This is a genomic window from Tsuneonella amylolytica, from assembly GCF_003626915.1.
GTDB lineage: Bacteria > Pseudomonadota > Alphaproteobacteria > Sphingomonadales > Sphingomonadaceae > Tsuneonella > Tsuneonella amylolytica.
This window is the reverse complement of the sequence record NZ_CP032570.1, coordinates 72,029-84,748: the sequence shown is the minus strand read 5'-3', so window position 1 is coordinate 84,748 and position 12,720 is coordinate 72,029. Positions and strand designations below refer to the sequence as shown.

General features: G+C 65.9%; 13 protein-coding genes. All 13 read left to right on the top strand.

Translation table 11 applies throughout. The features are described from left to right. The first annotated feature begins 97 nt into the window (after positions 1-97). The 13 genes from D4766_RS00410 to D4766_RS00355 are packed head-to-tail and all read left to right on the top strand — an operon-like array spanning position 98 to position 12,718. Entirely contained in the window at positions 98-766 is a 669-nt protein-coding gene (locus tag D4766_RS00410; RefSeq protein WP_120715664.1) for a complex I 24 kDa subunit family protein, read from the top strand. Then, complete coding sequence (locus tag D4766_RS13650) at positions 760-903, top strand: hypothetical protein (protein ID WP_162935601.1); 144 nt, start codon at positions 760-762, stop codon at positions 901-903. The genes D4766_RS00410 and D4766_RS13650 overlap by 7 nt, the downstream gene beginning before the upstream one ends. Then, positions 903-2,192, top strand: a complete 1,290-nt coding sequence (gene nuoF / locus D4766_RS00405; RefSeq protein ID WP_120715662.1) for an NADH-quinone oxidoreductase subunit NuoF — start codon at positions 903-905, stop codon at positions 2,190-2,192. Before D4766_RS13650 ends, nuoF begins: the two co-directional genes overlap by 1 nt. Continuing rightward, positions 2,192-4,207, top strand: a complete 2,016-nt coding sequence (nuoG, locus tag D4766_RS00400) for an NADH-quinone oxidoreductase subunit NuoG (protein WP_120715660.1) — start codon at positions 2,192-2,194, stop codon at positions 4,205-4,207. The genes nuoF and nuoG overlap by 1 nt, the downstream gene beginning before the upstream one ends. After that, on the top strand, positions 4,204-4,437 hold the full coding sequence (locus tag D4766_RS00395; protein WP_120715659.1) for a hypothetical protein: 234 nt from the start codon (positions 4,204-4,206) through the stop codon (positions 4,435-4,437). The genes nuoG and D4766_RS00395 overlap by 4 nt, the downstream gene beginning before the upstream one ends. Then, the gene (gene nuoH / locus D4766_RS00390; RefSeq protein WP_120715657.1) at positions 4,434-5,477 is read left to right on the top strand and encodes an NADH-quinone oxidoreductase subunit NuoH; all 1,044 of its coding nucleotides are present in this window, start codon (positions 4,434-4,436) and stop codon (positions 5,475-5,477) included. The genes D4766_RS00395 and nuoH overlap by 4 nt, the downstream gene beginning before the upstream one ends. Then, complete coding sequence (nuoI, locus tag D4766_RS00385; protein WP_120715656.1) at positions 5,474-5,959, top strand: NADH-quinone oxidoreductase subunit NuoI; 486 nt, start codon at positions 5,474-5,476, stop codon at positions 5,957-5,959. The genes nuoH and nuoI overlap by 4 nt, the downstream gene beginning before the upstream one ends. 15 nt (positions 5,960-5,974) lie before the next feature. Continuing rightward, the gene (locus tag D4766_RS00380) at positions 5,975-6,592 is read left to right on the top strand and encodes an NADH-quinone oxidoreductase subunit J (protein WP_120715654.1); all 618 of its coding nucleotides are present in this window, start codon (positions 5,975-5,977) and stop codon (positions 6,590-6,592) included. Beyond that, positions 6,589-6,894: an NADH-quinone oxidoreductase subunit NuoK gene (gene nuoK, locus D4766_RS00375; protein ID WP_120715652.1), complete on the top strand. Its 306-nt coding sequence runs from the start codon at positions 6,589-6,591 to the stop codon at positions 6,892-6,894. Before D4766_RS00380 ends, nuoK begins: the two co-directional genes overlap by 4 nt. 8 nt (positions 6,895-6,902) lie before the next feature. After that, complete coding sequence (gene nuoL / locus D4766_RS00370) at positions 6,903-8,963, top strand: NADH-quinone oxidoreductase subunit L (protein WP_120715651.1); 2,061 nt, start codon at positions 6,903-6,905, stop codon at positions 8,961-8,963. Beyond that, positions 8,963-10,534, top strand: a complete 1,572-nt coding sequence (locus D4766_RS00365; protein WP_120715649.1) for an NADH-quinone oxidoreductase subunit M — start codon at positions 8,963-8,965, stop codon at positions 10,532-10,534. The genes nuoL and D4766_RS00365 overlap by 1 nt, the downstream gene beginning before the upstream one ends. Beyond that, the gene (gene nuoN / locus D4766_RS00360; protein ID WP_120715647.1) at positions 10,534-11,997 is read left to right on the top strand and encodes an NADH-quinone oxidoreductase subunit NuoN; all 1,464 of its coding nucleotides are present in this window, start codon (positions 10,534-10,536) and stop codon (positions 11,995-11,997) included. The genes D4766_RS00365 and nuoN overlap by 1 nt, the downstream gene beginning before the upstream one ends. Positions 11,998-12,007: 10 nt before the next feature. Next, complete coding sequence (locus D4766_RS00355; protein WP_120715646.1) at positions 12,008-12,718, top strand: biotin--[acetyl-CoA-carboxylase] ligase; 711 nt, start codon at positions 12,008-12,010, stop codon at positions 12,716-12,718. Positions 12,719-12,720 lie beyond the last annotated feature (2 nt).

The following is a 12,720-nucleotide window of genomic DNA, read 5'->3' as shown; positions in this document are numbered from 1 at the left end:
GTCATCCCAGCGAAAGCTGGGATCGCTCTCCTCACGCGCAACGCCAGTTGGCCAGCGACCCCAGCTTTCGCTGGGGCGACGAACAGGAGGTTTCGTCGTGGCTGACCGAGCCCCCGCACCCGATACGCCCGAACTGCGCGAGCGGTGGGGCTCGTTCGCCTGGACCGCCGAAAATGCGGCCCTCGCGAAAGACATCGTCGCGCGCTATCCCGAGGGGCGTCAGCGCTCGGCGGTGATGCCGCTGCTCGACCTCGCCCAGCGGCAGGTCGGCGCGGAGACGAACACGCAGGGCTGGCTGCCGCTGCCGGTGATGGAATTCGTCGCCGCCGAGCTCGCCATGCCGGTGATCCGCGTGCTCGAGGTCGCGACGTTCTACACGATGTACAACATCGCGCCGGTCGGCCGCTTCCACGTGCAGGTCTGCGGCACTACCCCGTGCATGCTGCGCGGGTCGGACGACATCCTCGACGCCTGCTACGCGCGCGGTATGAAGAAGGGCCACACCACGCCCGACGGCCTGTGGACGCTGACCGAGGTCGAGTGCATGGGCAACTGCGCCAGCGCCCCGATGGTCCAGATCAACGACGGCAACTACGAGGACCTCACCCCCGAGCGCCTCGACGCGGTGCTCGATGCGCTTGAGCGCGGCGAGCAACCGGAGGAAGGCACGCAGGATCCCGAGCGGCACACGGTGGAGCCGGTCGGTGCGCTCAGCAGCCTCACGGCGATGGTGAGCGAGAACCACGACTACCGGGGTGAATGGTGAGCATCGTCACGATCATCGTCGCGCTCGTGCTGATCTTCCTCGCATGGAAGGTCCTGATGGGCGTGGTCAAGTTCGGCGCGATCATCCTGATCATCGTTGCCGCCATCTATTTCCTCTCGCAGGGAGGCCTCGGCTGATGCTTGCCGACAAGGACCGCATCTTCACCAACCTCTACGGCTACCAAGCCGCAGGCTTGAACGCGGCCGAGGCGCGCGGCGACTGGGACGATACCAAGTCGATCCTCGCCCGCGGGCAGGACGCGATCATCGACGAAATCAAGGCGTCGGGCCTGCGCGGCCGCGGCGGGGCAGGCTTCCCGACCGGCATGAAGTGGTCCTTCATGCCCAAGGAATCGAAGGACGGCCGGCCTAGCTTCCTCGTCATCAACGCCGACGAGTCCGAGCCCGGTTCGTGCAAGGACCGCGAGATCATGCGGCACGATCCGCACAAGCTGCTCGAGGGCGCGCTGGTGGCGGGCTTCGCGATGCGCGCGCGCGCGGCCTACATCTACATCCGCGGCGAATACATCCGCGAGGCCGAAGTGCTGTTCAAGGCGCGGGACGAGGCCTACGCCGCCGGGCTGCTGGGCAAGAACGCCTGCGGTTCGGGTTACGACTTCGACGTGTTCGTCCACCGCGGCGCGGGCGCCTACATCTGCGGCGAAGAAACCGCGATGATCGAGAGCCTGGAAGGCAAGAAGGGCCAGCCTCGCCTCAAGCCGCCGTTCCCGGCCGGCGCGGGTCTCTACGGCTGCCCGACCACGGTCAACAACGTCGAAAGCATCGCGGTCGCCCCCACGATCATGCGCCGCGGCGCGGCGTGGTTCTCCAGCTTCGGTGCGGAGGGCAACAAGGGCACCAAGCTGTTCCAGATCAGCGGCCACGTGGAAAAGCCGTGCGTCGTGGAAGAGGCGATGAGCATCCCCTTCCGCGAACTGATCGAGAAGCATTGCGGCGGCATCCGCGGCGGGTGGGACAACCTCCTCGCGGTGATCCCCGGCGGTTCCTCGGTCCCGCTCGTGCCCGCCGACCAGATTATCGACTGCGCGATGGACTTCGACGGGCTGAAGGCGGTCGGCAGCGGCCTCGGCACCGCTGCGATCATTGTGATGGACAAGTCCACCGACATCGTCCGCGCGATCAGCCGCATCAGCTACTTCTACAAGCACGAAAGCTGCGGCCAGTGCACCCCCTGCCGCGAAGGCGTGGGCTGGATGTGGCGCGTGATGGAACGCCTGCGCACCGGCGACGCGGCGGTCGAGGAAATCGACATGCTGCACCAGGTCACCAAGCAGGTCGAAGGGCATACCATCTGCGCATTGGGCGACGCGGCGGCATGGCCGATCCAGGGCCTGATCAAGCACTTCCGCCCCGAACTGGAGCGGCGGATCCACGCAGCCGGAAACATGGCGGAGGCCGCCGAATAATGCCCACAGTCACCGTAGATGGCGAAACGATCGAAGTGCCCGATGGCGCCACCGTGCTGCAGGCGTGCGAGCTTGCCGGCAAGGAGATCCCGCGCTTCTGTTACCACGAACGCCTGAGCATCGCGGGCAACTGCCGCATGTGTCTGGTCGAAGTGAAGCCCGGGCCGCCCAAGCCGCAGGCGAGTTGCGCGCTGCCCGCGACCGAGGGGCAGGAAATCCGTACCGACACACAGATGGTGAAGTCGGCGCGCGAAGGGGTGATGGAGTTCCTCCTTATCAACCACCCTCTCGATTGCCCGATTTGCGACCAGGGCGGCGAGTGCGACTTGCAGGACCAGTCGGTCGCCTACGGCCGCGGCGGATCGCGCTATCACGAGAACAAGCGCGCGGTGACCGAGAAGTACATGGGTCCGCTCATCAAGACGGTGATGACGCGCTGCATCCACTGCACCCGCTGTGTGCGGTTCTCCGAAGAGATCGCCGGCGTGGACGAGATCGGCGCGCTCTATCGCGGCGAGAACATGCAGATCACAACGTATCTGGAACAGGCGGCCAAGCACGAACTGTCGGCCAACGTGATCGACCTGTGCCCGGTCGGTGCGCTTACGTCGCGCCCATACGCGTTCGAGGCGCGGCCGTGGGAATTGAAGAAGACCCTGTCGATCGACGTCAGCGACGCGGTGGGTGCGAACATCACGCTCCACGCTCGCGGGCGCGAGGTGCTCCGCGCGCTGCCGCGCATCAACGACGACGTCAACGAGGAGTGGCTCAGCGACAAGGGCCGCTACATGGTCGACGGGCTGACCCGCCGCCGCCTCGACAAGGTGTTCATTCGCAAGGATGGCAAGCTGCAGCAGGCGAGCTGGGACGAAGCGTTTGCCGCCATCGCCGACGCCAAACCGGGCGCGAGCATCGCCGCGATCGCGGGCGACATGGTCGATTGCGAAACGATGTTCGCGGCCAAGAAGCTGGTGAACGCGCTCGGCTCGACCATGCTCGAGGGCCGCCAGACCGGGATGCGTTATCCCACCGGCAACCTCGCCGCGATGAACTTCAATTCGACGTTCGCCGGTATCGAGACGGCCGACGCCATCCTGATCGTCGGCAGCAACGTCCGCTGGGAAGCGCCACTGGTGAACGTCCGCCTGCGCAAGGCGGCCAAGCGCGGGGCGAAGGTATTCGTGGTCGGACCGCGCTGGGACACGACGTTCCCGGCCGAATTCCTGGGCGACGACACCGCGGTCCTCCACGACCTGCCGGGCCACGTGACCGAAGCGCTCGCCAAGGCCGCACGGCCGGCGGTGATCGTTGGCGGGGCGGGGCTCGCGGCAGGCGCCCACGACGCACTGCTCGGCCTGGACTGGGCGCGCCCGGCCTCGGCCGACGGCGAAAGCGCGTGGAACGGGTTCAACGTGCTCCACTTCTCCGCCGCGCGTATGGGTGGGCTGATGCTCGGCTACGCGCAGGACGGGGGCATCGCCGACATCGTTAACGCCGCACCCAAGGTGGTGCTGGCGCTGGGCGCGGACGAGGTCGACTGGTCGGCGTTCGGCAAAAGCCTCAAGGTCTACATCGGCCACCACGGCGACAAGGGCGCGCATGCGGCCGACATCATCCTTCCCGCCGCCGCCTACAGCGAAAAGGACGGGACCTACGTCAACACCGAAGGCCGCGTGCAGTTCGCCGAAAAGGCCGTGTTCGCCCCGGGCGATGCGCGGGAGGACTGGACGATCCTGCGCGCGCTGGCCGATGCGCTGGGCGTGACGGTCGGGTTCGACAGCTTCGCCGAACTCCAGGCCGCGATGATCGCCGAAGTGCCCGCGCTCGGCGTCGAGGGGCTGGCCGACTACGGCGCGCTGCCGGCATCGGGCGGCACGAAAGCGGAAGGCCGGATCGCGGGCTACCCGATCAAGGACTTCTACCTCACCAACGCCATCGCGCGGGCGAGCGTCGTGATGCAGGAATGCTCGGCCGAACTCCTTCACGGCGACGACATCCGGGAGGCCGCGGAATGAGCTATTCCAGCTTGATGCTGAATGCGGCTAAGATCTTGTTCGTCTTGGCTGTTGTACTTTTCGTCGGCACTCCTCTCGTCGCAATATTCGCGGCGAGCCAGGTGAGCGCACCTGCTGCGATGCTTGCGGGCCTCGCCGGCGCATTCAGTTCTGCCGCTATTCCCTTCTTGGGTGCGGCGATCGTGTGGCGCCTCGACATCTGGCTGTTTAAGCGGGAGGCCGCGGAATGACCGCGCAATTCATCCAGTGGGGCATGGACGCGGGCTGGGCGTGGTTCCTCGCGACCATCGCGGGCATCCTCCTCATCGCGCTGCCGCTGATGCTCGGCGTGGCGATGATCATCTACGCCGATCGCAAGATCTGGGCGGCGATGGCGCTGCGCCGGGGCCCTAACGTCGTCGGTCCCTTCGGCCTGCTGCAGAGCTTCGCCGACGGGCTGAAGGTGTTCCTGCAGGAAACCATCATTCCCTCGGCGGCGAACAAGGGCCTGTTCCTGATCGCGCCGATCATCACCTTTACCGTGGCGCTGCTGGCGTGGGCGGTGATCCCGTTCAATTCGGGCGCGGTGCTGGCGGACATCAACGTCGGGCTGCTCTACGTGCTCGCGATCAGCAGCCTCGGCGTTTACGGCGTGGTGATCGCCGGGTGGGCGAGTAACTCGAAGTACCCGTTCTTCTCGGCGATGCGCGCCGCGGCTCAGATGATCAGTTACGAGGTCTCGATCGGGTTCATCCTGATCTGCGTGGTGCTCTACGCCGGCAGCTTCAACATGAACGCCATCGTCGAGGCGCAGCGCGGGCATGGCTTCGGCATCGTGAACGGCTACTGGTTCAACCTGCTGCTGTTTCCGATGTGGGTCATGTTCCTCATCAGCGGCATGGCGGAGACCGCACGCGCGCCGTTCGACCTGACCGAGGCGGAGAGCGAGCTCGTCGCCGGGTATCAGACCGAATACAGCTCGATGAGCTTCGCGCTCTACTGGCTGGGCGAATACGCCAACGTGCTCTTGATGTGCGCATTGAACGCGGTGCTGTTCTTCGGCGGTTGGCTGCCGCCGTTCGAAATCGGGTTCCTCTACTGGATCCCCGGTTTCGTCTGGCTGCTGCTCAAGATCTTCTTCTTCTTCTTCATCTTCAGCTGGGTGAAGGCGACCGTGCCGCGGTACCGCTACGATCAGCTCATGCGGCTGGGCTGGAAGGTTTTCCTGCCGCTGTCGCTGCTGTTCGTCGTGCTCGTATCGGGCTGGCTCATGTTCACGAGGTACGGATGACCGTCGCGCACCTAATCAAGTCGTTCACCCTGTGGGAGTTCGTGAAGGCGCACGCCCTCACGCTGAAGTACTTCTTCAAGCCCAAGGCGACGATCAACTACCCGTTCGAGAAGAACCCGCTGTCCCCGCGTTTCCGCGGCGAGCATGCGCTGCGCCGCTATCCCAACGGCGAGGAACGCTGCATCGCGTGCAAGCTGTGCGAGGCGGTGTGTCCGGCGCAGGCGATCACGATCGAGGCCGAACCGCGCGAGGACGGCAGCAGGCGGACCACCCGCTACGACATCGACATGACCAAGTGCATCTACTGCGGTTTCTGCCAGGAAGCCTGCCCGGTGGATGCCATCGTCGAAGGGCCGAACTTCGAATACGCGACCGAAACGCGCGAGGAGCTGCTCTACGACAAGGCGAAACTGCTGGCCAACGGGGACAAGTGGGAGCGGGCGCTTGCCGCGAACCTTGAAGCCGATGCGCCCTACCGATAGGGGCCGCGCCGAAACATGATCCAGGTTGCCGCCTTCTACCTTTTCGCCGCCCTCACGATCGCCTCCGCGGTGCTCGTGATCACGGCGCGCAATCCCGTGCACTCGGTGCTGTGGCTGATCGTGGCGTTCTTCAACGCCGCCGGCCTCATGGTGCTGGCGGGCGCGGAGTTCATCGCGATGCTGCTGGTCATCGTCTACGTGGGCGCGGTCGCGGTGCTGTTCCTGTTCGTGGTGATGATGCTCGACATCGATTTTGCCGCCCTGCGCGCCGGGTTCGTCAAGAACTTCCCGCTCGGGCTGTTGATCGCGCTGGTGCTGCTGGCCGAGCTGGTGTTCGGCATCGGCGCCTATCAGGCCGGCCGGCTCGAACTGGCCCCGGCCACCGCCGATCAGGTCGCGCCGGTCGCCACGAGCAACATCGCCGCGATCGGCCAGGTCCTCTACGGGCAGTACCTGTTCCTGTTCGAGAGCGCGGGCATCATCCTTCTGGTGGCGATGGTCGGCGCGATCGTGCTGACCCACCGCGAGCGCAAGGACACCCGCCCGCAGGACATCTCGAAGCAGATCCGCCGCCGCCCGGACGAGGCGACGCGCAACGTGAAGCCAACGGTCGGCGAAGGGGTGCAGCTGTGATCGGTCTCGAACACTACATCGTCGTCGGCACGATCCTGTTCGTGCTCGGCGTGCTCGGCATCTTCCTCAACCGGAAGAACGTGATCGTCATCCTGATGTCGATCGAACTCATCTTGCTCGCGGTGAACATCAACCTCGTGGCGTTCAGCGCCGCGCTGGGCGATCTCACCGGGCAGATTTTCGCGATGTTCGTGCTGACCGTGGCCGCCGGCGAGGCGGCGATCGGCCTTGCGATCCTCGTCATCTATTTCCGTGGCCGCGGCACCATCGCGGTCGACAGCGTCGACCGGCTCAGGGGGTAAGCGAGCCCGTGCATCCGATACTCATCATCGTCTTCGGACCCTTGCTCGCGGCCATCGTCGGCGGGCTGGGCAACCGCGCGCTCGGCAACACGGTGGTCAAGTCGATCACCACCGGCGCGCTTTTCGTCTCGTGCGCGCTGAGCTGGCCGATTTTCCTGTCGTTCCTCAACGGCACCGCCGATCCGCAGGTCGTCCAGGTTCTCCAGTGGGTCCAGTCGGGCACGATGACGTTCGACTGGGCGCTGCGCGTCGACACGCTGACCGCGGTCATGCTGGTCGTCATCACCACCGTATCGGCGCTCGTCCACCTCTACAGCTGGGGCTACATGGAAGAGGACCCGGACCAGCCCCGGTTCTTCGCGTATCTCAGCCTGTTCACCTTCGCGATGCTGATGCTGGTGACGGCGGACAACCTCGTCCAGATGTTCTTCGGCTGGGAAGGGGTGGGGCTCGCAAGCTACCTCCTCATCGGGTTCTGGTTCCGCAAGCCGAGCGCCAACAAGGCGGCGATGAAGGCGTTCGTCGTCAACCGCGTGGGCGATCTCGGCTTCATGCTCGGCATTTTCGGCACGTTCCTGGTGTTCGGCACGACCTCGATCCCCGAGATCCTCGCCGCCGCGCCGGGCATGGCGGGCGCGACGATCGGGTTCCTCGGTTACCGCGTCGACACGATGGACGTGCTCTGCATCCTCCTGTTCATCGGCGCGATGGGCAAGTCGGCGCAGCTCGGCCTGCATACCTGGCTGCCCGACGCGATGGAGGGTCCGACCCCGGTCTCCGCGCTGATTCATGCCGCGACGATGGTCACGGCCGGCGTGTTCATGGTGTGCCGCCTCAGCCCGATGTTCGAGACCGCGCCGATCGCGCTCGCCTTCGTGACGTTCATCGGCGCTGCGACCTGCATTTTCGCGGCGACCGTCGGCACGACGCAGTGGGACATCAAGCGGGTCATCGCCTATTCGACCTGTTCGCAGCTCGGCTACATGTTCTTCGCGGCCGGCGTCGGGGCATACGGCGCGGCCATGTTCCACCTGTTCACGCACGCCTTCTTCAAGGCGCTGCTGTTCCTCGGCGCGGGCAGCGTGATCCACGCCATGCACCACGAACAGGACATGCGGTATTACGGGGGCCTGCGTAAGCATATCCCGCTCACGTTCTGGGCGATGATGGCCGGTACGCTGGCGATCACCGGGTTCGGCATCTACGACCTGCACCTCGGTTTCGCCGGCTTCTGGTCGAAGGACGCGATCATCGAAGTCGCGTTCGCGCGCGGCACCGAGATGGCGAGCTTCGCGTTCTGGATGGGCGTGTTCGCCGCGCTGCTGACCAGTTTCTACAGCTGGCGGCTGGTGTTCCTCACCTTCTTCGGCAAGCCGCGCTGGGCGGAGAGCGAGCACATCCAGCACGCTGTCCATCACGGACACGACGAGCCCGATGAGCACAACCCGCCCCGCCAGGAAGACGCGGGCCACGATGTCGCACACCACGTACCCGATCCCGACCACGGTGACGGGACCGCGGGGTATCACCCGCACGAGAGCCCGTGGCCGATGCTCGTGCCGCTCGGCGTGCTGTCGCTCGGCGCGATCGCGGCGGGGCAGGTGTTCGCCCCCGCCTTCCTCGACACCGAAGGGTTCTGGCAGGGCGCGATCTTCTACAACGAGAACCTGATCCACGCGATGCACGCCGTGCCGTGGCCGGTGAAGTACGCCGCGTTCATCGTGATGGTGCTCGGCTTCGTGACCGCCTGGTACGGCTACATCCGCAACACCCGCTTCCCCGGCATGGTCGCGGAGCAGCTCGGCCCGGTGTATCGCTTCGTGTTCAACAAGTGGTACTTCGACGAGTTCTACAACGTGCTGTTCGTCCGCCCGGCCTTCTGGTTCGGCGACAAGTTCTGGAAGTGGATCGACAAGGGCACGATCGACCGGTTCGGCCCCGACGGCGCGGCCTGGGCCGTGGCGCAGGGGACCGTGGGGGCCAAGCGCATCCAGTCGGGCTTCCTCAATACCTATGCCCTGTGGATGCTGATCGGCCTCGTCGCCGCGATTACTTGGGTTCTGTTCTGATGGGGGGCTTCCCGATCCTTTCCGTGATGCTGCTCGTGCCGCTGGTCGGCGCGCTGGCCTGCTTCTTCCTCGAGGCGAAGGCCGCGCGCATGGTCGCGCTCGTCGCCACGCTTGTCGACCTCGCGCTCGGCATCGCGCTGTGGGCGAGTTACGACGTCGGCGGTGCCCAGTGGCAGTTCGTCGAGCGGGCGGAGGTGTTCTCCGGTTTCAGCTACGCGCTCGGGATCGACGGGATCGCGTTGCTGCTGATCGTGCTCAGCGTGTTCCTGATGCCGATCTGCATCCTCGCCAGCTGGGATTCGATCGAGAAGCGGGTCGGCGAATACATGGCCGCGTTCCTGTTCATGGAACTGCTGATGATCGGCGTGTTCGCGGCGCAAGACATTCTGCTGTTCTACATCTTCTTCGAAGCCGGCCTCATCCCGATGTATCTCATCATCGGCATCTGGGGCGGGCAGGACCGCATCTACGCGAGCTACAAGTTCTTCCTCTACACGCTGCTCGGTTCGGTCGTGATGCTGGTCGCGATGCTGTGGATGATCAACACCGCCGGCACGACCGACATCCCCACGCTGATGCAGTACGATTTCGATCCGCGCGCGCAGACCTGGCTGTTCCTCGCCTTCTTCGCGAGCTTCGCGGTGAAGATGCCGATGTGGCCGGTGCACACCTGGCTGCCCGACGCGCACGTGCAGGCACCCACCGCCGGTTCGGTGATCCTGGCGGGCGTGCTGCTGAAGATGGGCGGCTACGGCTTCATTCGGTTCAGCCTGCCGATGTTCCCCGAAGCGAGCGCGCAGCTGGCCTGGCTTATCTTCGCGCTCAGCATGATCGCGGTCATCGTCACCAGCCTCATCGCGCTGGTCCAGCACGACATGAAGAAGCTTATCGCCTATTCCTCGGTCGCGCACATGGGGATCGTGACCATCGGCCTGTTCGCCTTCAACGTGCAGGGCCTCGAAGGGGCGATGATCGTGATGCTCAGCCACGGGCTCGTATCGGGCGCGCTGTTCCTGTGTGTGGGCGTGATCTACGACCGGCTGCACACGCGCGAGATCGACCGCTACGGCGGGCTGGCGATCAACATGCCGAAGTACGCGATCTTCTTCCTGCTGTTCACGATGGCCAGCATCGGACTGCCCGGCACCAGCGGGTTCGTAGGCGAATTCCTCAGCCTCGCCGGGACGTATCAGGTATCCACCTTCGTCACGCTGGTGTGCACCACCGGCATCATCCTCGGCGCGGCCTACATGCTGTACCTGTACTGGCGGGTGGCGTTCGGCGTGCAGAAGAACGCCGATGCCGCCGCCATGCCCGACCTCACCGCCCGCGAGTGGCTGATGCTCGCCCCCATCGCCGCGGCGGTGCTGTGGATGGGCGTCTATCCGGAAAGCTTCCTCGCCCCCATGCGCAAGGATATCGCCGCGCTCGACGCCCGCGTCGCCCGCGCCAAGCCACACTACGACAGTGCGCTCGCGCAGACCGGGCGCCGCACGCAGGCGGCCAACGCGATGCCGCATGCCGAAGGGACCGGCGCCGAACACGGCGGTGAAGCGGAGGGCCAGCACTGATGGACCTTCAGACTTCGCTTTCGCTGATCGTCCCCGAGACGATCCTGTCGATCGGCGGCCTGATCCTGCTGCTCGCCGCCGCGTGGCTGGGCGACAAGGCGAGCCGGGCGATCTCCGTCGCCGCGGTCGCGATCCTGTTCGGCGCCGCCGCCTTCACCGTGCCCGTCCTGTCGGGCGGCGACATGGGGGCGGGCACGCAGGCGTTCTTCGGGCAGTTGCGCGTCGATGCGTTCGCCGCCTTCTCGAAGCTGTTGATCTACATCGCGGCCGCGGCCAGCCTGATGATCGCGCCGCGCTTCTTCGCGCGGTGGGACGCGATGCGCGCCGAATATCCGGTGCTTATCCTGTTCGCTGTGCTCGGCATGAGCCTCATGGTTTCGGCCGCCGATCTCATGACGCTCTACATCGGGCTCGAGATGAACAGTCTGGCGGCTTATGTCCTCGCTGCTTTCCTGCGCACGGACAGTAGGTCGGAAGAGGCGGGGCTGAAGTATTTCGTGCTCGGCGCGCTCGCGAGCGGCATCCTTCTCTACGGCATGAGCCTTACCTACGGGTTCGCCGGTACGACGAGCTTCGCCGGCATTCGGGCGTCTATGGCGACCGGCCTGTCCACCGGGGCGCTCTTCGGCCTGATCTTCGTCCTCGCGGGGCTCGCATTCAAGATCTCGGCAGTCCCGTTCCACATGTGGACGCCCGACGTCTACGAAGGCGCGCCGACGCCGGTGACGACGTTCTTCTCGACCGCCCCCAAGGTCGCGGCGATCTCGCTGCTGATGCGCGTCGCCATCGACGCGTTCGGCGGGCAACCCGACGCCTGGCGCCAGGTGGTGTCCTTCGTCGCGCTCGCCTCGATAGTCGTCGGGGCACTCGGCGCGATCGGGCAGGACAACCTCAAGCGGCTGCTTGCGTACTCCTCGATCAACAACGTCGGCTTCATCCTCGTCGGCCTCGCCGCGGCGACAGCGCAGGGGGCGAGCGCGATGCTCGTCTATCTCGCAATCTACGTCGTCATGTCGATCGGCAGCTTCGTCGCGGTGCTGATGCTGCGCGATGCGGAGGGCAACCAGCTCGAAACGTTCGGCGACATCGCTGGTCTCAGCCGCACGCAACCCGGTATCGCGTGGTGCCTCGCCCTGGTGATGTTCAGCGTTGCGGGCATACCGCCGCTGCTCGGCTTCTATGCCAAGCTGGTCATCTTCAACGCGGCGGTGGCGGCGAACCTGCTGCCGCTGGCGTTGATAGCCATCGCAGGCAGTGTGATCGGGGCGTTCTACTATCTCAAGGTCATCAAGGTGATGTTCTTCGACGACGCCGTCGATCGGGTGAACGGCCGCAACGACCGGGCACACTGGACGCTCCTGATCGGGTCGACGATCGTGATTTCGCCGTTGGGCTATCTTCTGATGGGGTGGCTCGGCAACCTCACCGACACCGCGGCCGCTGCGCTGTTCCTCGCCGCTTGAGCGCGCCGCGTTGATAACCACGGTCGCCGAGACCGGATCGACCAATGCCGATCTGCTCGCCGCCCTGCGCGCGGGCGAGCGCGTGTCCGAGGGCGACTGGCTGGTCGCCGACCGACAGATTGCTGGGCGCGGGCGGCAAGGCCGCGCATGGTCCGACGGCGCGGGCAACTTCATGGGCTCGACCGTCGTCCGCAGGGGGCCGCACGATCCCCCGCCGCACACACTGGCGTTGCTGGCGGGTCTCGCGCTCTACGAAACGGTCGCCCCGTTGCTGGCGGATCCCGCCGCCCTGTCGCTCAAATGGCCGAACGACCTGCTTATCGGTCGTGCCAAGATGGCCGGCATCCTGCTGGAAGGGGAGGGCGACGCCGTCGTCGTGGGCATCGGGGTCAATCTCGCCTCCGCCCCGGATGTGCCCGGTCGCGAGACCCTGGCTCTCTCCTCGCTCGGGCCCGCGCCGGGGCGCGACGGCTTCGCCTCGGCGCTTGCCGCCGCTTTCGACCGCGAGCTGGAACGCTGGCGCTCGGTCGGTATCGAACCGCTCCTGCGCCGGTGGCAGCTCGCCGCCCATCCCGCAGGCACCCCGCTGACCGTTCACGAGCCCGCCGGCGGGGAGGCGCGCGGCCGGTTCGTGGGCCTCGACGCAACCGGTTCGCTGATGCTGCGTTTGGAAGACGGGACGATCCGGACTATCCACGCCGGCGACGTATTTCTCGCCTGAAC

Coding starts and splice junctions, on each gene's coding strand:
- nuoI (WP_120715656.1), top strand. CDS start 5,474: ATGACCGTCGCGCACCTAATCAAGTCGTTCACCCTGTGGGAGTTCGTG.
- nuoH (WP_120715657.1), top strand. CDS start 4,434: ATGACCGCGCAATTCATCCAGTGGGGCATGGACGCGGGCTGGGCGTGG.
- D4766_RS13650 (WP_162935601.1), top strand. CDS start 760: ATGGTGAGCATCGTCACGATCATCGTCGCGCTCGTGCTGATCTTCCTC.
- nuoN (WP_120715647.1), top strand. CDS start 10,534: ATGGACCTTCAGACTTCGCTTTCGCTGATCGTCCCCGAGACGATCCTG.
- D4766_RS00395 (WP_120715659.1), top strand. CDS start 4,204: ATGAGCTATTCCAGCTTGATGCTGAATGCGGCTAAGATCTTGTTCGTC.
- D4766_RS00380 (WP_120715654.1), top strand. CDS start 5,975: ATGATCCAGGTTGCCGCCTTCTACCTTTTCGCCGCCCTCACGATCGCC.
- D4766_RS00365 (WP_120715649.1), top strand. CDS start 8,963: ATGGGGGGCTTCCCGATCCTTTCCGTGATGCTGCTCGTGCCGCTGGTC.
- nuoG (WP_120715660.1), top strand. CDS start 2,192: ATGCCCACAGTCACCGTAGATGGCGAAACGATCGAAGTGCCCGATGGC.
- nuoF (WP_120715662.1), top strand. CDS start 903: ATGCTTGCCGACAAGGACCGCATCTTCACCAACCTCTACGGCTACCAA.